Source organism: Cupriavidus sp. CP313 (assembly GCF_054072015.1).
On sequence record NZ_JBSVZB010000017.1, the window covers coordinates 1 to 18,690 of the forward strand.

Here is an 18,690-nt window from a genome sequence, read left to right on the forward strand (position 1 = left end):
GCGGTCGCTGGGCCAGAACGATATGTTGGAAGCTCTGCAACGGTTGCAGGAGCAGCCGTGGCCGCTTAACGGAACGGAGAACTGATCCCAACTTTCTACTGGTAGTTCAACGCGGCTCTGCTGGCAGGACGGCTTCACTCTGAGCTGGACTCAGTCGTATCAGGCCAGCACCACCGCCCTACGTTCACCCCAGAGCTGATCAAGCAAGTCGAGAGTTAACCGGACATTTCAACTTAGCCAGAGACCGGACATTTCAATTTAGCTTTGACATGATATGTCAGGGCTAATTAGTAATGTCGTCCTTGAGCCAAATAGAAATGTCGTACCCCCTTGCCAAGGCTGGCATGCTGGCGGCTTTGCAAGCCAGCCGGGGCATGAATGCCAAGAACCGCATGGGCGGCTTCGATGGCTTCACCCGCTTCGTGTGGACCAACAAGGGCGCGCCCCGCGTGTCCATCGTGGCTCCTGGGGCTGACCCGCGCGTGGTCGAGCAGTCGTGCCAGGAACCGATCTGAGCTACTTGTCGCCGTAGTGCAGCCGACAGGCGATGATGGTCAATTCGTCGTCGTTGGCGAAATACACCACGCGGTTGGCATCGTCGATGCGCCGCGACCAGTAGCCCGACAGGTTGCCTTTCAGGGGCTCGGGCTTGCCGATGCCTTCGAAGGGCTCGCGCTGCGTGTCCTGGATCAGCGCGTTGATGCGTTTGAGCGTTTTCTTGTCCTGGCCCTGCCAGTAGAGGTAGTCCTCCCAGGCGTCGGGCATGAAAGTCAGCTGGCGCGTCATTCAGCGTCCGGGTCAATCAGGTCGTGCTTCTCGGCCTTGCCGGCGCGGTGCTGCGAAATCGAGCGCATCAGGCGCGCGGCGTTGGCCGGCGAGCTGAGCAGGTGCATCGTTTCCATCCAGCTGTCGTACTGGTCTTGCGACATGATGACGGCGTTGGGCGCGTCGCGGCGAGTAATCAGGATCGCGTCGTGATCGTCGATGGCTTGGTCGATGACCGCCTTCAGGTTATTGCGGGCATCCGAGAAATGAACGGTGCGCATGGCCCCTCCCCCCCATATGACTTGTTCAATTACCAGTACAAGTATAGCACTGGGAAGTTCGGCGGTCGCAGCTCCATGTCGGGAGGCGCGGGATTTCAGGGGCGCGAGTGACGTAGAAGGCGGTCATATGAGCAGGCTAGATGTGCGATCGCCAGCACGCCACCCTGAGGTAGTCTCCAGCAGCTTGCCGGGATACAATATCGAAGTTCGATAACGATGACCGATACAGTAAGAGATATCCTCCTGGCATTCGTGCGCGTGCACATCCTTCACCATGCGGCCACTGAACGTGTCTTTGGGGCTGGCATGGCGGAGGAACTCGGCCGCCATGGCTACCAGCTCAGCCCCGGCACCCTTTACCCGCTGCTTCGCCGCCTCAAGGAAGATGGTCTTCTGGAGAGCGAGTCCGAGGTCGTGGCAGGAAAGGTGCGGAAGTATTACGTCGCCACGGACAAGGGCCGGCAGGCACTGGGGGCTTTGCGCCCACGGCTCGCGGAACTGGTCGGTGAAGCCTTAACGGAGGAAACCGCCGATGTCCCCCAACCCCGCCCAGGACGCAAACCGCGCCGCTGACGCAACAACACGTGGCACGGTTCCAGAGGTTCTTCGGGCGTTCCTGAAGCTTGGCCTGACTTCGTTCGGCGGCCCGGTCGCGCACCTGGGTTACTTCCGCGCCGAATTCGTGGAGCGCCGCCGCTGGCTGGACGACAAGAGCTACTCGGACCTGGTCGCGCTATGTCAATTCCTGCCGGGGCCTGCCAGCAGCCAGGTTGGCATTGCGCTGGGGCTACAGCGGGCGGGCTGGCTTGGCGCGCTGGCCGCCTGGGTGGGCTTTACCCTGCCCTCTGCGATTGCACTTGTCCTGTTTGCCTTTGGCGTTGCGCGGTGGTCCGGCGTTGCGGATTCAGGGGCAGTCCACGGCCTGAAGGTGGCGGCCGTGGCGGTTGTCGCACAGGCGGTATGGGGCATGGCCAGGTCGCTGTGTCCGGACCGGCTGCGCGCCGGCATCGCGGTCCTGGCCGCGCTTCTGGTCCTCGCGGTGCCAGGTGCGGTGGGCCAGGTTGCTGCCATTGTGCTGGGTGGCCTGGTTGCGCGCTGGACCTTGCAGTTGAACCATCTGCCTCCTGCCCAGCATCTCAACTACGGTGTGAGTCGTCGGGTGGGCGCATTGCTTCTCGCGCTGTTCGGCGTGCTGCTGGTGCTGCTCCCGGCCCTTGCCGCAATGACCGGTTCCATGGCGGTGTCGGCTGTGTCTGTCTTCTACCAGGCCGGAGCGCTGGTTTTCGGGGGTGGGCATGTCGTACTGCCGCTGCTGCAGGCTGGCGTGGTGCCCCCCGGCTGGGTCGGCAATGATGCATTCCTGGCGGGCTACGGCGCAGCACAAGCCGTTCCGGGCCCCCTGTTCACCTTTGCCGCGTACCTCGGGGCGCTGTCGCCCGCGCCATTGGGTGGATGGGTGGGCGCGCTGGTGCTGCTTCTCGCGATCTTTGCGCCGGCGTTTCTGCTGGTGGCCGGCGCATTGCCGTTCTGGGAAAGCCTGCGCCAGCGCGATGGGGTGCAGAGCGCGATGGGTGGCATCAATGCGTCCGTCGTTGGCGTATTGGCCGCCGCGCTGTACGACCCCGTATGGACCAGCGCGATTCACTCGAAGGCGGATTTCGGCCTGGCGCTGGCGGCCTTCGGCCTGCTCGTCTACGGCCGCGTGTCCCCCGTGCTGGTCGTGGCCGGCGCGGCGCTGGGCGGATGGATCCTGGCGCTCTAGCCAGGCATCCGCCAACCCGGGTCGCCAGGCTCAGCTCACGGCACACTCACCAACACCGCCGTAGCCGGATCCGCCGCCGCATCGCCCTCCATGACGATCAGCTTCGCTGGGGTGGCGGTCTTTGGCGAAAGCGTCGTCACGACTTCGCGCAGCGGGCCAATGGCGGTGCCGTTGGCCATGCCGGCCGCATTGGTGCGGAAGCTTGCCACGGGCGTGGCCTGTCCTGCGACATAGACGCTGTAGGTGGTTTGCGGCTTCAGCTTGAACAGGGATACTTCCAACGCGTCGACAACACCGAGATTGCGCGCAACCACAAAGCCCTTGGCATCGCCACGGACCGGTTTAAGGGCGATGTTGACCGGATCGCTGTTCGCTCTCTGCACAAGGCTCGCGGTCCCGTCGCCGCCTGGCACGGCGTTGGAGACATATACCAGTGCCTGCGGCGCCTGGCCCACCGGCACGCGGGTCATGACCTGGTTCGTTGCGGTGTCGATCACGTCGACGGCGTCGCCGTTTTCCAGGCCGACATAGATGCGTGAACTGTCATCGGCAGCCCAGATGCCGTGCGGCAGCGCGCCGACCGGAATGGTCGCGATCTGCCGCGGTTCGGCGTCGGTGGTGAATACCTTGACCACGTTTTCCCCGCCCACTGTCACATAGGCGAACGTGCCACGCGCAGTCCTGGCAAAGGCAAGGTGATTGGTGATGAAGCCGGCGTCGAAGACGCCCTTCACTTCCAGTTTTTCGGTGTCGATGCGGGTGACCTTGCCCACGTCCTTGTGCGTCATCCACACCTCGCGGAAGTCCGGCGTGAATTGCAGGAACGGTGAAAACGGGCTGGTGACATTGAGCCGCTTGACCACCTTGTGTGCCTTGACATCGATGACATCCACCACGGGGTTGAAGCTGGATACCACGAAGGCGAGCTTGCCGGCAGGATGGAACAGCACCATGCCCGGCCCTGCCGTGGTCTGGATGCGGCGGGTTTCCCGGAACGTCACCGGGTTGATGACGGAGATATAGTCTTCGCCGCGCACGACTACCCACACCTCTTTTCCATCCGCGGTAAAGAAGCCCTCATGCGGTGAGCGGCCGATATAGGCAATGCCCTTGACTTTGTTGGTTGCGGTATCGATGAACGCGACGGAATTCGAGCCGTTCGAGATCGCGATCAGGGTCCGATGGTCAGGCGAGAAGCCAAGGCCGTGGACATTGAGCTCGCCCTTGTATAGCGGCGACAGCACGTCCGGCCGCGCGTTGCCAAGGCGGATCTGCCCAAGCAAGGTGTTGCTCACCGGATTGATCACTGAAACGGTGTTGCTGTTCTGGTCAGCGGTATAAACGCGATCCTGTGGCTGCGGCGCGGCGATTGCGAGAGGCGCGGCCACGGCAAGGATAAGGGCATGTCTTTTCATGATTTCGGTCCTGATGCGGGCGGTGTCTGTCCGCCGGTTAGCGAGGATTGGCGGCGCCAGGTGCCCTGGCCCGGCTGCGCTGGAGCCAGGCTTGCATGAGGCGGATCTCGTTTTGCTGCTCGGTGATGATGGCCTGGGCAAGATTGCGCAGCTCCGGATCCTTGCCATACAGCAGCAGCGCCTTGGCCATGTCGATCGCACCCTGGTGGTGCGGAATCATCATGGTGACAAAGTCGTGGTCTGGGATGCCGTTCATGGCCGCCTGCGTCATGCCGTGATCCATCACGGCCATGGCGTCTTCCATCAGGCCGGAGAACGGTTTTGCGGTGCTGGCGACAAAGGGCGGCGGTGCCTGCCCCGGCGTGGTTTCGTGATGCCGGTGGGCATCCTGGGCTGGCGCGGCAAAGCTTGCTGCCCATAGGAACAGCGCCGGCACGATGCGTGCCGCAGTGCCGACGCTGTTGCGTGCGGTTCTCCATTGCATTGCAGGGTCTCCTGTTTTCCGGGCCTGACGTTCGCCGGCGGCCGGGGGATTACCTGCGTATACACGCGGGGCGCGTGAACTATTCCATGGAAAGCCGGAAATTTTTGCGGGCTAGCCGTTGGGGTACGCGGCCGCGATAGCCATGGCGCGCAGCCTCTGCACCTGGGCGGACATGTCGTGCAGCAGGTAGAGGTCGCGCCGACGCGTCCAGGCCTGGCCCGATTGCGCGTCGTATTCGCCAGGCATTGCCACACCTTCCGGGGCAAAGGCATTCATGCCGCGGTCGCGCGAGGTCAGCACGCAGCGCTTGACGTGGTCACGGAAGCCAATGACCCCCACTACCCCCATGCCGGCGGCATTGTTCTGTTCGAGTTCCACCACCTTTGCAGCAACGCCATCGGTGCTCAGGTAGGTGATGCTGCCATCCGGATTGGTCACCGGCTCGATCGATACCATATCGGTCAGGCCGTACTTGGACTTCAGGAAGCGCGCAATCTCCCACTGCGCGTAGACCTTTACCGGGTGCTGCTGATAGATGCCATAGACGGTATCGGCGAGCTTTTCATTGACGGGGCCGGGGTCCGGCAGTGCGGCCTGGTTGCCGCCATTGGTCGGCGTGTTGCCGCTTTGTGCGTTCGGCCGGTTGCCGAACCCGTACGCCACGATGCGGTTCAGCCTGGATACCGCGATGGTCGGAGGCTGCCAGGTGAGCGCAAAGTCCAGCACCTGGGGCGAGATCTGCTCCGCAGCTGCGGTGTCTTTAAGCTGAACGGCCAGGCGCGCGTTCATCTGGCGCTGCAGTTCCGTATCGGAGATCGCGGCAGGTGCGTCGGCGGCATTGCCGTCCCCGCAGGCGCTCAGGATGGTGGTGGCGATCGGGGCCGCAATGGCCGCGGAGGTTGATGCAAGGAAACGGCGGCGTTCAAGCATGAGTGGACTTCATCGGATAAGGATCAGGGCGACAATGCCTTGCCGGATCAACCGGCAAGCGCGGACCAGGCAGCTTGCCTGGGCATCGTGTCGCCTTGATGAAAGGCGTGCCCTCCCCTTACCGGCTGCTGGCCCCTACCGGCACACCGTCCAGTTCCGACAGTATCCGAAACGCTGCCTTTACCCGCTCCGGTACCGGGAAATTCTTGTTCGCCAGCATCACGATGCCAATTCGCTTCGCCGGCACAAAGACCACGTAGGCGCCAAAGCCACTGGTCGAGCCGGTCTTGTTGACCAGCACATCGGCGGGCGATGCCAGCGGCGGCTCCAGCCGGCTCACCGGGTTCGCCTCGAGCACGACCTGCGGTGAACTGCCGGCCAGCACGCTGTCGACCCGGGTGGGCCAGGCGTACATTTCCCAGCCCAGCCCCTGCATCATGTCGCCGACCTTGAAGTACCCGGTGTGCGTCCCGGCAATGGCACGCTGCAGCTTGTCGTCCAGGCCGGCGCTGTCGATGTTGGCTTCGACAAAGCGGATCATGTCGGCCGCCGTGGTTTTCACGCCGTAGGCTTCGGCATCCAGCACGCCGGGCGCCACGCGGACCGGCTTGCCGTCTTTCGAATAGCCATAGGCGTAGTCGCCCATGCGCGCTTTCGGCACCCTGATGTAGGTGTGGGCCAGGCCAAGCGCCGGGAACAGCGTTTTCTCCATCAGGTCATCGAAGGGCTGGCCCATGCTGCTGGCAGCCAGGTAGCCGAACAAGCCGATGCTGGGATTCGAATACTGGCGATGGGTGCCGGCGGCATATCTGGGGCGCCAGCCGCGGAAATAGTCGACCATCGTCCTGGTATCGGTGACCGCATCCGGAAACTGCAGCGGCAGGCCGCCGGCTGCATAGGTGCCAAGATCGAGCAGGCTGGTCGCGCCCAGGCTGCTTCCCGCAAGCGCCGGCAGGTATTTCCCGGCGGGGTCGGCCAGAGACAGGGCGCCGCGGGCCTGTCCATAGGACGCCAGCGTCGCGGTGAAGGTCTTGCTGACCGAGCCGATCTCGAAGAGCGTGTCGCCGTCGACCTTGCGCCCGCCCTCCTTCGCCGCGACGCCGTAGTTGAAGACATAGCGCTTGCCGCCGGCCGTGACGGCAACGGCCATGCCAGGGACGCCGTGCGCCGCCATCAGGGGGCGGATGGCATCATTCACAGCGCGTTCGATCTGGCGCTGGCCGACACTGTTGGTGGCACTGGCACTGGCCGCGAAGAGGCTGCAAGCCATGGCGATGGTGGCGATGCGGGCAACAGGAATCCGTTTCATATCCGACTTTGCGATCATGCTGGGGGCGGTGCCGGTCCATGGCGGCACGGGCGCGCAACTGGAGCGGCTGCAAAGGGATAAAGCTTAACAGCCGCAGCCGGAGCATGTGGAGTCCCGCACCGGTTCGCCCCGCCGGGCCTGCAGGGCGAACCGGGTGTTATCAGAGCGAGGACGGCGCAGGCTTGTCCGTGTCGATGCCGTAGCGCGCGATCGCCTCGGCCACCACCGATGCCGGCACCGTGCCCTGCGCCGCAAGCGCGCGCAGCGCCGCCACGCAGACATAGGCGCGATCGACCTCGAAGAAGCGGCGCAGCGACGGCCGGTTGTCGCTGCGGCCATAGCCGTCGGTGCCCAGCACCGTAAAGGGAGCCGGCACATAGGGCGCAATCAGCTGCGGATAGGCGCGCACGTAGTCGGTGGCCGCCACCACCGGGGTGTCGCCGGCCAGCAGCGCTTCCACATGGCTGGGAGCGATGCTGTCCTGCGGGTGGTGCAGGCGCTGGCGCGCGGTCTCGCGCGCCTCGCGCTCCAGCTCGGAGAAGCTGGTGACGCTGAACACCTCGCTGTCGACCTGCCAGTCCTCGGCCAGCATCCGCGCCGCGGCCTCCACCTCGCGCAGGATGGTGCCGCTGCCGAGCAGCCGCACCCTGGCGCGCCCGCCCCCTTCCACCTGCGCGAGCCGGTACATGCCGCGCACGATGTCGCGCTCCAAGCCGGCCGGCATCGACGGCTGGGCGTAGTTCTCGTTCATCACGGTCAGGTAATAGAACACGTCCTCCTGGCGCTCCATCATCGCGCGCATGCCCTCGTCGACGATCACCGCCAGCTCATACGCATAGGCCGGGTCGTAGGCGCGGCAGTTCGGGATGGTGGCGGCAATGATGTGGCTGGTGCCGTCCTGGTGCTGTAGCCCTTCGCCCGACAGCGTGGTGCGGCCGGCCGTGGCGCCAACCAGGAAGCCACGCGCACGCTGGTCGCCGGCGGCCCAGATCAGGTCGCCGATGCGCTGGAAGCCGAACATCGAGTAGTAGATATAGAGCGGCAGCATGGCCGTGCCATGGGTGCTGTAGGCAGTGCCCGCGGCAATCCACGACGACATCGCACCGGCCTCGGTGATGCCCTCCTCCAGGATCTGGCCGCGGATGTCCTCGCGGTAGTACAGCATCGAGCCGGCGTCCTCGGGCTCGTACAACTGGCCCTGCGATGAATAGATGCCGACCTGGCGGAACAGGCTGGCCATGCCGAAGGTGCGCGCCTCGTCGGCAACAATGGGCACCACGCGCGGGCCGAGCGTCTTGTCCTTGAGCAGGCCGGTCAGCATGCGCACCATCGCCATGGTGGTCGACATTTCCTTCTGGCCGGCGTCCACGGCGAACTGGCCGTATTGCGCCAGCGGCGGCACCGGCACGGCGTCGGCCTGGCGCCGGCGCGCCGGCAGGTAACCGCCCAGGGCCTGGCGGCGCTCGCGCAGGTAGCGCAGCTCAGCGCTGTCCTCCGCAGGGCGGTAGAAACGCATCGATTCCAGGTCCTCGTCGGACAGGTCCAGGCCGAAGCGGCTGCGGAACGCCTTCAGCGCCTCGAGATCCAGCTTCTTCTGCTGGTGCGTGGTGTTCTGCGCCTGGCCGGCATTGCCCATGCCATAGCCCTTGATGGTCTTGGCCAGGATCACCGTGGGCTGGCCCTTGTGCGCGCGTGCCGCGGCAAAGGCCGCGTGGAGCTTGCGCAGGTCATGCCCGCCGCGGTTCAGCGCCGCCACCTCATCCGGCGTCATATGGGCGACCAGCGCCCTCAGTGCTTCGTTCTGGCCGAAGAAATGCTCGCGCCCGTAGTGGCCGTCCTTGGCCTTGTAGGTCTGGAACTGGCCGTCCATGGTCGAGGCGAAGGCGCGCAGCAACGCGCCGGAGTGATCGCGCGCGAAGATCGGGTCCCAGGCGCTGCCCCACAGCACCTTGATCACGTTCCAGCCCGCGCCGCGGAACAGCGCCTCCAGCTCCTGCACGATCTGGCCATTGCCGCGCACCGGCCCGTCCAGGCGCTGCAGGTTGCAGTTGATGACAAAGGTCAGGTTGTCGAGCTTCTCGCGCGCCGCCAGCGGCAGCGCGGCGATCGATTCGGGCTCGTCCATCTCGCCGTCGCCGAACACGCCCCACACGTGCCGGCCCGAGGTGGCCTGCAGGCCCCGGTGCTCCAGGTAGCGCATGAAGCGCGCCTGGTAGACCGACTGGATCGGGCCCAGCCCCATCGAACCGGTCGGGAACTGCCAGAAGTCCGGCATCAGCCATGGGTGCGGATACGAGCACAGGCCCTGCCCGCCCGCCTCGCGGCGGAAGTTGTCGAGCTGGGCTTCGGACAGGCGCCCTTCCAGGAAGGCGCGCGCGTACACGCCCGGGGCCGAGTGCGGCTGGAAGTAGACCAGGTCGCCGCCGTTGCCGGCAGCGGCGCCCTGGAAGAAGTGGTTGAAGCCGACCTCGAACAGGTCCGCCGCCGAGGCATAGCTGGAGATATGCCCGCCCAGCTCACCGTAGGCCTGGTTGGCGCGCACCACCATGGCAAGGGCATTCCAGCGCACGATGCCGGTAATGCGCGCTTCCATCGCCAGATCGCCCGGATAAGGCGGCTGGCGCTCGATCGGGATGGTGTTCACGTAAGGCGTATTGCTCTGCGCCGTGGTCGACACCCCGAGCGCGGGGGCGGCATCGAGCAGCCGGCCGAGCAGGAAGCGCGCGCGCTCCTGCCCGCATTGCGCCACCACCGCCTCCAGCGCGTCCAGCCATTCGCGCGTCTCCTGCGGATCGTCGTCGCCCTCGGGCATGGCCTGGGCGAGCAGGCGGGCGTGTGGGGAGGCAAGGTCGGTCATGGGGAAGTCTCCAATGGGTTTTGCCCCATTCTATGGAGAGCCCTCCCGCATGAGGTGCTGAAGTCGACTGCCCATCCGGCAGATAGCAGCATAATCCACTGCCATTCACCGCCAAAACTACGCAAGAATGCTGAGCCTGCGGCATATCCCACGCCGGGCGCCGGGCGGCGCCTTGCCCGGCTAGCGCGGATTGCGCAGCGGCAACGCTGTGTCGTACATCACTTGCTTGAGCGCGAAGCTGCTGCGGATATTGGCGACGCCGGGGATGCGCGTGATTTCGTCGACGATCAGCCGCTCCACGGCCTGGACGTCGGCTACCACGGCGCGGATCAGGTAGTCGGCGTCGCCCGTCATCAGGTAGCACTCCATCACGTTCGGCAGCGCGCGCACGGCGCGTTCAAAGGCATCCAGCCCCTCGCGCGCCTGCCGCTCCAGCGACACGTGGATAAAGACGTTGACGTTGAGGCCAAGCTTCTGCGGATCGAGCAGCGTCACGCGCTGCCGGATGATCCCGCGCTGCTCCAGCGCGCGCACGCGCGCCAGGCATGGCGACGGCGAGAGGTTGACGCGCGCGGCCAGCTCGACGTTGGTCAGGCTGGCGTCGCGCTGCAACGCCTCGAGGATCCGGATATTGATTTCATCCAGTTCGGGTTCCTGCATGGGGTTCCTGTATGGCCGGCTCGATGTGAAGCGCATGGCGCCCTGCCTCCTTGCGGAAACGGGGCGCCGGGCAGAGCACTAGAATACAGGCCGCGCGACGCGCGCGGCAATGTTCCAGCCTTGTGGGGTCGCCACATGGCGTTCATGGAACCCCGCCAGCAGCCGGCATCAGGTTCCCGCGCCCTCCCCGCGTGCCTGCACCCATGCGTCCCAGTACGGCGGACTCCCGATGGCCGTGCGCACGCACTCCGCAAACGCGCGCAGCCGCGCCGACACCCGCCGGCCTTCCGGGTGGGCGATATAGATGGATTCCGGCTCGGCGCGCAGGCCGACCTCGATCACTGCCAGCGCACCCTGCCGGATGGCATCGCCGGCAATAAAGCTCGGCAACAACGCGATGCCGACTCCCGCGATGGCGGCATCGCGCATCATGTCGCCGTTGTTGACGCGCAGCGCAACGGCGGCACGGGCGATTTCGGTGCCGTCCGGGCCTTGCAGGCGCCAGTCAGCCGCGCCGCGGTTGGCGTAAAAGATGCCTCGGTGCTGCTGCAAGTGCGCCAGCGTTGCCGGCGCGCCCCTCTGCGCGAGGTAATCCGGGGATGCGACCAGGAGGCGGTGGCTGGGGGCAAGCTGCCATGCCACCAGGCGCGAGTCCTCCAGCGGGCCGTGCCGCACCACGGCGTCATAGCTGTCGGTGGCCGCGTCCACGCGGCGGTCGTCCAGGTCCAGGCTCAGCTCCAGTTCCGGATGCCGGGCCAGGAACGGATAGATGGCAGGCCCCAGGTGCATCCGGCCAAATGTGACCGGCGCGGAAATCCGCAACGACCCGGCCAGGGTGCCGCGCCGCTCGGCAACATCGGTTGCCGCCGCCTCCACTTCATGCAGGATGCGCGTGGCCCGCTCCAGGAAGGCGGCACCGTCCTCGCTCAGCGACAGCCGCCGCGTGGTCCGGCGCAGCAGGTTGGCACCCATCGCCTTTTCAAGCTCGGCCAGGCGTTCGCTGACAACGGACTTGGACAAGTTGAGCCGCCTCGCGGCCTCGCTGATGGAGCCTGCCTCCACCACGGCGACAAAGCTGGCGACACCTTCTAGCTTGAACATTGTTCGGTATATCCGGAAAGTTGTTCCGCGATCTTCAGTCTAGTGCGAACCGTGTGCGTTGCCCATACTGGTTTCACGAGGCAGCGGGAAGGTTCCTGCTGCCCTACCCGCAAAACCGGCGCCGTGGACCAGCAAGTTGCCCCGCGCGCCAGACCGGAGATCGATCATGGGACGTTTGTCTGGAAAAGTTGCCATCATTACTGGCGCCAGTGCCGGCATTGGCCGCGCCACTGCATTGCTGTTTGCCGCCGAGGGCGCCAGGGTGGTAGTCGGTGCCCGCCGCCAGGCCGAACTGGACAGCCTGGTGGCGCAGATCCGTGACGCCGGCGGCGACGCGGTGGCGCTCGCCGGCGATGTGCGGCGAGAGGAATACGCCAGTGCGCTGGTGGCGCTGGCGGTCGAGCGCTATGGCCGCCTGGATATCGCCTTCAACAACGCCGGCACGCTCGGCGAGGGCGGGCCCAGCACCGGGGTTTCAGCAGACGGCTGGAACGACACCCTTGCCATCAATCTCACCGGCGCATTCCTCGGCGCCAAGCACCAGCTTGCACAGATGCTGAAGGACGGCGGCGGTTCGGTGATCTTCACATCGACCTTCGTTGGCTACACCGTCGCCTTTCCCGGCGTGGCCGCGTATGCGGCAAGCAAGTCCGGCCTGATCGGCCTGACGCAGGCGCTGGCGGCCGAGTATGGGCCGCAGGGCATCCGCGTCAATGCGATCCTGCCGGGCGCCGTGGACACGGACATGTATCGCACCATGAACGACACCGCGGAATCGAAGACGTTCATCACCAACCTGCATGCGCTCAAGCGCGTGGCCACGCCGGAAGAACTGGCGCGCTCGGTGCTGTACCTGGCATCGGACGATTCGGCCTTCGTCACCGGCACGGCGTCGCTGGTGGATGGCGGCGTCTCGATCACGCGCACCTGACCCACCGGCGCCGGCGGCCAGCACGGCTGCCGGCGCTGCCAACTGGTTGCACCCCCTTCCGCTCAAGTCATCGTTCTGTCATCCGCCCCGGCCAGAATGCGCAGGTCATTCACGTCAGGGAGTCGACATGACGCACGCAATTGAAGTCCGCGGGCTTTCCAAATCGTTCCGCGCGGACCGCAAGGCGCTTGACGATGTCACGCTGCACATCGCGCCAGGCGAGATGGTCGCCCTGCTGGGTGCATCGGGATCGGGCAAGTCCACGCTGTTGCGCCACGTGGCCGGATTTATCACGGGCGATGCCGGCACTGGCGAAATTCTCGTCAACGGCCGCCAGGTGCAGCGCAACGGCCGCCTGGCCCGCAACGTGCGCAAGGTGCGTGGCGAGATCGGGTTTGTGTTCCAGCAGTTCAACCTGGTGGGCCGTCTTCCGGTCATCACCAACGTGCTGGTCGGCATGCTGGCCCGCCTGCCCAAATGGCGCAGCCTGCTGCGCATCTTCAAGGCCGATGAAGTCCAGGGCGGGCTCGATGCGCTTGCACAAGTTGGTATAGACGACTATGCGTTTCAACGGGCCTCGACGCTGTCGGGCGGCCAGCAGCAGCGCGCCGCCATCGCCCGCACGCTGGTGCAGAACGCCAGCGTGATCCTGGCCGACGAGCCGATCGCCTCGCTCGACCCGGAATCGTCGCGCCGGGTGATGTCGCTGCTCAGGCAGATCAACCGCACGCGCAAGGTCGCGGTGCTGGTGTCGCTGCACCAGGTGGATGTGGCGATGCGCTACTGCCCCCGCGTGGTGGCGCTGCGCCACGGCAAGGTGGTCTATGACGGCCCCTCTGCCGCGCTCACGCCCGGCATGCTGCGCGATCTCTACGGCACCGAAGCCGACGAGCTGCTGCTCGATTCCGTACCCGACGAAGACGAATCCACTGCGGCCATGCCGGCACCGGCAATGGTCACGATGAACCTGGCGGCCGCCTGAACGGCCGCCTGTCCAAACCGCTTTCCCCCCAAACCGATTCCCACCGGAGTTGTCCATGCTTCGCAGAACCTTTCTCGCCGTCGTGGCCTCGGGCGTGGTCGCCCTGCCCGCCTTTGCGCAGGATGCCAAGAGCCTGAACATCGGCTTTATCTCGACCGAATCGTCATCGAACCTGAAGTCCGCCTGGCAGCCGCTGATCGACGATCTCAGCAAGACGCTGGGTGTACCCGTCAAGCCGTTCTTTGCGTCCGACTATGCCGGCATCATCGAAGGCATGCGCTTCAACAAGGTGCAGATCGCCTGGTTCGGCAACAAGTCGGCCATGGAGGCCGTGGACCGTGCCAACGGCGAGGTCTTTGCCTCGGTGATCGACAAGGACGGCAACCCGGGCTACTGGTCGGTGCTGATCGTCAACAAGGACAGCGACCTGAAGAGCGTCGAAGACGTGATCAAGCGCGGCAAGGACCTCAGCTACGGCGCCGGCGACCCCAATTCCACCTCGGGCACGGCCGTGCCTGGCTTCTACCTGTGGACTGCCAACAAGGTCGAGCCGAAGACGTTGTTCAAGGCCGTGCGCATCGGCAACCACGAGACCAACCTGCTGTCGGTGCTGAACAAGCAGGTGGATGTGGCGGTGAACAACACCGAGAACATGGAGCGCTATCGCATCAACACCGGCAAAAACGCCTATGACCAGGTGCGGGTGCTGTGGAAGTCGCCGCTGATCCCGGCCGATCCGATGGTCTATCGCAAGGACCTGTCGCCGGAGGTGAAGAAGAAGATCCAGACTTTCTTCGTCAACTACGGCAAGGGCACCGACGCGGCACGTGAAAAGCAAGTGCTGGCCGCGCTGACGTATCAGGGCTTCCGCGCCTCGAGCGACGCCCAGCTGGTGCCGATCCGCCAGATCGAGCTGGCCCGCGAGAAGGCGAAGATCGAAACGGACACCACCCTGGCCGCTGCCGACAAGGAAAAGCGGCTGGCCGAGGTGAGTCGCCGCCTGGCTGAGCTGGACAAGGCCGCCGGCAACGCCACCAGCACGCAATAAGCCCCACCCCGACGAGGCCGGTGGCACCCCGCCGCCGGCCCCGCATCGCTTTCGTTCCCCCGCTTGATTCCGGATTGCCCCCATGACTGTCACCGCCAGGCCCGGCCTGCCTTCCACGCCCAAAAGCAACGTGCGCCCGCCGCGCACTTCCCTTGCCGTGATGCTGACCTGGGCAGTCCTGCTGGCCATGCTCGCCCTGTCCTGGCAAGGCGCCGACATGCGCCCGCTGGACCTGCTGCGCGACTCGGACAACATGGCAAAATTTGCCGCCGATTTCTTCCCGCCCGACTTCCGCGACTGGCGGCACTACCTGGACGAGATGCTCGTCACCGTGCAGATCGCGCTGTGGGGCACGGCCCTGGCCGTGGTGATGGCGGTGCCGCTGGGCCTGCTGTGCTCGGCCAACATCGTCCCGGCGTGGGCCTACCAGCCCGCACGCCGCATCATGGACGCTTGCCGCGCCATCAATGAGATGGTGTTCGCCATGCTGTTCATCGTGGCCGTAGGCCTGGGTCCGTTTGCCGGCGTGCTGGCGATCTGGATCCACACCACCGGGGTGCTGGCCAAGCTGTTCGCCGAAGCCGTCGAGGCCATCGACCCGCGCCCGGTGGAAGGCGTGCGCGCCACCGGCGCCGGCCCGATCGAGGAGATCGTCTATGGCGTGATTCCGCAGGTGCTGCCGCTGTGGCTGTCGTTCGCGCTGTACCGCTTTGAGTCCAACGTGCGCTCGGCCTCGGTGGTGGGCATCGTCGGCGCCGGCGGCATCGGCACCGTGCTGTGGGAGATCATCCGCAGCTTCCAGTATGGGCAGACCTGTGCCGTGATGATCATCATCATCCTGTTCGTCTCGGCCATCGACATCATCTCCGCACAAATCCGCAAGGTACTGGTCTGACATCATGCTGAACCTGTCCCGCATCGAAACGCTGTTTGCCGACCACGGCAATGCCTGGTACGGCGGCGAAGCCATCAGCCAGACCGCGCACGCGCTGCAATGCGCGCAACTGGCCGAGCAGGCCGGCGAGCCCGAGCCGCTGATTTTCGCGGCCCTGCTCCACGACGTTGGCCACCTGCTGCTGGCCGAAAGCACCACCACCGACATGCGCCACCAGGAGGCCGCCGCCGATGCGCTGGCCGGGCTGTTTGGCGACGAAGTAACCGAGCCCGTGCGCCTGCACGTGGCGGCCAAGCGCTACCTGTGCGCCTTCGATCCTGCGTATTTCGGCACGCTGTCTCCCGCTTCAGTGCAAAGCCTTGCGCTGCAAGGCGGCCCGTACAGCGCCGCACAGGCCGATGCGTTCGCCGCGAGCCCCCATGCCGCTGCCGCGGTACGCCTGCGCCGCTACGACGACCTGGCCAAGGTGGTCGACCTGGCCACGCCGCCACTGGCCCACTATCTGGACATGGCCGCGCGTTGCGCGCGGACTGGCGCATGAACACGATGGCTGAAGGCGTGCTTACCCTGCGTGAAGTGCGCGGTTCCGACGCGGAACTGCGGCACCTGTCCGCGCTGCTGGCCGCGATGGACGACGAATCGCCGCTGCCGCTGGCCACCATGCGCGAGCGCTACGCAACCATGCGCCGCTATCCGGACTACCGCTGCTACATGATGGTGGATGAGGACGACGTGCCGCTGGGCACCTTCAGCCTGCTGGTATTCCCCGTGATGGTCCACGACGGGCGTCCCGAGGCGATTGTCGAGGCAGTGGTGGTGGCGCCGTCCGCGCGCGGCATGGGCATCGGCAAGGCGATGATGCGTGAAGCCATGCGCCTGGCCCGTGAGGCCGGTGCGGCCAAGCTGGCGCTGTCGTCCAACGCACGGCGCCTGCAGGCCCACCAGTTCTATCGCCAGCTCGGTTTCACCGAGCACGGCATCAGTTTCAGCATCGAACTCTGATGGCAAGGCCGTGCCGGAGGCTTCGCTTCGGCACGGGATTATCAGCTTAATGTTGCGCTATCGGAGGTAGCCCCAACCAACTGCGCGAACGCCTCCGCCGCGGTTTCCAGGGCGCCGCTATTGTCGAACTCGACCAGGCGGCACCCTGCCGGTACGGTGAATGCCTGCGCCGCGCGCGCCAGGCGCCGGGCAATCGCTTCTTCCGACTCGCGGCCACGCTGGCGCAGCCGCGTGGCCAGCACCTCCGGCCGCACGCGCACATGCACGGCGCACAGCTTCGGGTAGCGCGCCACGGCTTGCGGCAGGTACTCGCGCGAGCCATTGACGATCACGGTCAGGCCCCTGGCCAGCCACTGCTCGATCTCGATGCCGATGCCGTAATGCAGCCCGTGGCTGTGCCAGTCCAGCGCCAGGCAGCCGAGCGCCTGGCGGCGCCGGAATTCATCGGGGGTCAGCGCAACGGAGGCCTCGTTGGCATCGGCCTCGCGGGTGATGTAGCGATGCGCGATGACGATGCGGTCGTCCGGCCCGAGGCGCGCGCGCAGCGCGCGCAGCAGCGAGTCCTTGCCGCTGCCGGACGGCCCCATCAGGTAGAACAGGCCGTGTCCGTCGGCCGCGCTATGTGCGTTCATGCGTCCAGGTACGCCGCGCCGGCGCCGTCGGTGGTGCTGCCGTTGAAACCGTAGTGGCGTGCAACGATAAAGTCGTCACCCGGCGCCGGCTGCACGAATACGCTGATTCCGTCCACATGAAGCGGCGCCTGCAGCAGCTTGGCGCTCGCGGCCCCCAGGCGCTCGATGGCGGCGCGCTGGCCGTCAGTGTCAAGCATGCCGGTCAGCGTGATATGGAAGACGAAGGTACCGAACACATACGGGTAGCCCCATGCGTCGAGCATGCGGCGTTCTTCGTCGGTCAACTGGTCCGGTTTGCGCCGGCCGAGTTCTTCGGCCGTGGGCGGAGCGCGGAAGCGCTCGAATGCCAGTACGCACGCATCGGCCAGGGCCTGCATCGGCGGCGATCCGCCATCGGCCAGGCACCACGCCACAAAACCCCGCAGCGCACGCAGCGCCAGCGGCGCGTCGAATGCCTCGCAGCCACGCACGAAGTCCCGTGCAGCGGCGTCGAGGATCGGCCCGTTGGCGCCCTGTGCAAGCCGGAATGGCGGCTTCAGCGTGGCATGCAGGCCGTAGTGCGCCGGGGCCTGGACCCATTCGGCGGGCGGCGGCGCCATGCCCGCCGGGGCGGGCAGCGCGGCGCCGGTATCGGCGTCGCGGCCCAGCCACTGGCTGCCAAACGTGCGGAAGGGATCGGCGGGCGCCAGGTAGATGGCGTAACGGTGCGCTGGCAAGGTCATGCGGCAAGGTTACCAGCGGCGCCCAACGCCCGGCGGCGGCTGCCCTGGTTTGGTGGTCTGGACCGCAGACACCTTAGCGCAGCCAGATGACAGCCGGATGTCTAGACCAATGCCAAGGCGCCCCGCCTCAATCACTGTCGGAAACCGTCAGCTGCACCCAGTCCCCCGCAAACCGCACCACGCTGTACTGCACCGGCGCCCCATCGATATCAACGTTCAGCGCCTCCACCTGCAGCACCGGGCGCGTCTTCGGCTGGTTCAGCAGGCGCGCCACCGGGGCGCTGGGCATGGCCGCCGTGATGCGCGACCACTTGCGCGTGTAGTCGGCAATGCCGAAATGCGCCAGCGCGCGCGACACCGATTGCCTGGCGCGCAGCACCTCGTCGATACCCGGGAAGCGCTTGAGGTCGAAGTAATGCTCGGCAACGTCGATGGTGCGCTCTTCGGCCTTGCCGATCATCTGCACGTGCAGGATCTCCGCCGTGCGCGCCAGGCCCAGTTGCTTTGCCACTTCCGGCGCGCGCACCACCTGGCTGTCGATGATCTCGGTATGCCCGCGCATGCCCTGCGCGGCCAGGTTTTGCGAGAACCGCGTGCGGCGCCCGATCGCGTAGTCGATCGCATGCTCCTGCACGAAGGTGCCGCGGCCCTGCTCGATCCGCACCAGCCCGCTCAGCTCCAGCTCGCCCATGGCGCGGCGGATGGTGTGGCGGTTGACCGCGAAGCGCGTGGCCAGTTCAGGCTCAGGGGGCAGTTGCTCGCCGGGCAGGTACAACTTCTTGCGGATGTCGTCCGCCAGCGCCTCGCCAATCTGGCGCCATACCGCCACGCCGGAACCCCGTTCCACTTCTCGATCAGACATCTTGCGCTGTCCTCTTGTCATCAAGTGTTCACCATTGCCATGCGATTGTGCC

General features: G+C 66.0%; 21 protein-coding genes. 9 read left to right on the forward strand and 12 right to left on the reverse strand.

Going from position 1 to position 18,690, the window contains the following annotated elements:
• Positions 1-317 precede the first annotated feature (317 nt).
• Positions 318-515, forward strand: coding sequence for a hypothetical protein (locus tag ACW4E8_RS21905; protein ID WP_456806470.1), 198 nt, complete (start codon positions 318-320; stop codon positions 513-515).
• Position 516: 1 nt separating this feature from the next.
• Here ACW4E8_RS21905 and ACW4E8_RS21910 read toward each other — a convergent pair whose 3' ends face one another.
• Both ACW4E8_RS21910 and ACW4E8_RS21915 read right to left on the reverse strand, forming a co-directional pair.
• Entirely contained in the window at positions 517-786 is a 270-nt protein-coding gene (locus ACW4E8_RS21910; protein WP_456806471.1) for a Txe/YoeB family addiction module toxin, read from the reverse strand.
• Complete coding sequence (locus tag ACW4E8_RS21915; protein WP_456806472.1) at positions 783-1,046, reverse strand: type II toxin-antitoxin system Phd/YefM family antitoxin; 264 nt, start codon at positions 1,044-1,046, stop codon at positions 783-785. Before ACW4E8_RS21915 ends, ACW4E8_RS21910 begins: the two co-directional genes overlap by 4 nt.
• Positions 1,047-1,262: 216 nt before the next feature.
• On the opposite strand from ACW4E8_RS21915, the gene ACW4E8_RS21920 reads away from it, so the two are divergent.
• Positions 1,263-1,619, forward strand: coding sequence for a PadR family transcriptional regulator (locus tag ACW4E8_RS21920; RefSeq protein ID WP_456806473.1), 357 nt, complete (start codon positions 1,263-1,265; stop codon positions 1,617-1,619).
• Positions 1,579-2,808 (forward strand): chromate efflux transporter, encoded by a 1,230-nt coding sequence (chrA, locus tag ACW4E8_RS21925; RefSeq protein WP_456806474.1) that lies wholly within the window; start codon positions 1,579-1,581, stop codon positions 2,806-2,808. Before ACW4E8_RS21920 ends, chrA begins: the two co-directional genes overlap by 41 nt.
• A gap of 35 nt (positions 2,809-2,843) precedes the next feature.
• On the opposite strand, the gene ACW4E8_RS21930 is transcribed toward chrA, so the two are convergent.
• From ACW4E8_RS21930 to ACW4E8_RS21960, 7 genes are all read right to left on the reverse strand, one after another.
• Complete coding sequence (locus ACW4E8_RS21930; RefSeq protein WP_456806632.1) at positions 2,844-4,223, reverse strand: YncE family protein; 1,380 nt, start codon at positions 4,221-4,223, stop codon at positions 2,844-2,846.
• 37 nt (positions 4,224-4,260) lie between these two features.
• Complete coding sequence (gene copM / locus ACW4E8_RS21935) at positions 4,261-4,707, reverse strand: CopM family metallochaperone (protein WP_456806475.1); 447 nt, start codon at positions 4,705-4,707, stop codon at positions 4,261-4,263.
• Between the two features lie 111 nt (positions 4,708-4,818).
• Complete coding sequence (locus tag ACW4E8_RS21940; RefSeq protein ID WP_456806476.1) at positions 4,819-5,637, reverse strand: hypothetical protein; 819 nt, start codon at positions 5,635-5,637, stop codon at positions 4,819-4,821.
• 118 nt (positions 5,638-5,755) lie between these two features.
• Entirely contained in the window at positions 5,756-6,907 is a 1,152-nt protein-coding gene (gene ampC, locus ACW4E8_RS21945) for a class C beta-lactamase (RefSeq protein WP_456806633.1), read from the reverse strand.
• 199 nt (positions 6,908-7,106) lie between these two features.
• On the reverse strand, positions 7,107-9,803 hold the full coding sequence (mdeB, locus tag ACW4E8_RS21950) for an alpha-ketoglutarate dehydrogenase (protein ID WP_456806477.1): 2,697 nt from the start codon (positions 9,801-9,803) through the stop codon (positions 7,107-7,109).
• 180 nt (positions 9,804-9,983) lie between these two features.
• Complete coding sequence (locus ACW4E8_RS21955) at positions 9,984-10,463, reverse strand: Lrp/AsnC family transcriptional regulator (RefSeq protein WP_010809356.1); 480 nt, start codon at positions 10,461-10,463, stop codon at positions 9,984-9,986.
• A gap of 168 nt (positions 10,464-10,631) precedes the next feature.
• On the reverse strand, positions 10,632-11,564 hold the full coding sequence (locus ACW4E8_RS21960) for a LysR substrate-binding domain-containing protein (protein ID WP_456806478.1): 933 nt from the start codon (positions 11,562-11,564) through the stop codon (positions 10,632-10,634).
• 166 nt (positions 11,565-11,730) lie between these two features.
• Here ACW4E8_RS21960 and ACW4E8_RS21965 point away from each other — a divergent pair, with 166 nt between their 5' ends.
• The 6 genes from ACW4E8_RS21965 to ACW4E8_RS21990 all read left to right on the forward strand — a co-directional run bounded on the left by ACW4E8_RS21965 (position 11,731) and on the right by ACW4E8_RS21990 (position 16,422).
• Positions 11,731-12,495 (forward strand): SDR family oxidoreductase, encoded by a 765-nt coding sequence (locus tag ACW4E8_RS21965; RefSeq protein ID WP_456806479.1) that lies wholly within the window; start codon positions 11,731-11,733, stop codon positions 12,493-12,495.
• Positions 12,496-12,622: 127 nt separating this feature from the next.
• A complete protein-coding gene (gene phnC, locus ACW4E8_RS21970; protein ID WP_456806480.1) occupies positions 12,623-13,477 on the forward strand; it encodes a phosphonate ABC transporter ATP-binding protein in 855 nt (284 codons plus the stop codon).
• Between the two features lie 55 nt (positions 13,478-13,532).
• Positions 13,533-14,525 carry a phosphonate ABC transporter substrate-binding protein gene (gene phnD / locus ACW4E8_RS21975; protein WP_456806481.1) on the forward strand — a complete coding sequence of 331 codons (993 nt, stop codon included), beginning with the start codon at positions 13,533-13,535 and terminating at the stop codon, positions 14,523-14,525.
• Positions 14,526-14,607: 82 nt separating this feature from the next.
• A complete protein-coding gene (phnE, locus tag ACW4E8_RS21980) occupies positions 14,608-15,420 on the forward strand; it encodes a phosphonate ABC transporter, permease protein PhnE (protein ID WP_456806482.1) in 813 nt (270 codons plus the stop codon).
• Between the two features lie 4 nt (positions 15,421-15,424).
• The gene (locus ACW4E8_RS21985; RefSeq protein ID WP_456806483.1) at positions 15,425-15,961 is read left to right on the forward strand and encodes a phosphonate degradation HD-domain oxygenase; all 537 of its coding nucleotides are present in this window, start codon (positions 15,425-15,427) and stop codon (positions 15,959-15,961) included.
• The gene (locus tag ACW4E8_RS21990) at positions 15,958-16,422 is read left to right on the forward strand and encodes an N-acetyltransferase family protein (protein ID WP_456806484.1); all 465 of its coding nucleotides are present in this window, start codon (positions 15,958-15,960) and stop codon (positions 16,420-16,422) included. The genes ACW4E8_RS21985 and ACW4E8_RS21990 overlap by 4 nt, the downstream gene beginning before the upstream one ends.
• 41 nt (positions 16,423-16,463) lie before the next feature.
• Here ACW4E8_RS21990 and phnN read toward each other — a convergent pair whose 3' ends face one another.
• The 3 genes from phnN to phnF form a co-directional block, all read right to left on the reverse strand.
• Complete coding sequence (gene phnN / locus ACW4E8_RS21995; protein ID WP_456806485.1) at positions 16,464-17,054, reverse strand: phosphonate metabolism protein/1,5-bisphosphokinase (PRPP-forming) PhnN; 591 nt, start codon at positions 17,052-17,054, stop codon at positions 16,464-16,466.
• Positions 17,051-17,776 carry a DUF1045 domain-containing protein gene (locus ACW4E8_RS22000; RefSeq protein WP_456806486.1) on the reverse strand — a complete coding sequence of 242 codons (726 nt, stop codon included), beginning with the start codon at positions 17,774-17,776 and terminating at the stop codon, positions 17,051-17,053. The genes phnN and ACW4E8_RS22000 overlap by 4 nt, the downstream gene beginning before the upstream one ends.
• A gap of 127 nt (positions 17,777-17,903) precedes the next feature.
• Positions 17,904-18,638, reverse strand: coding sequence for a phosphonate metabolism transcriptional regulator PhnF (phnF, locus tag ACW4E8_RS22005; RefSeq protein ID WP_114136090.1), 735 nt, complete (start codon positions 18,636-18,638; stop codon positions 17,904-17,906).
• Positions 18,639-18,690 lie beyond the last annotated feature (52 nt).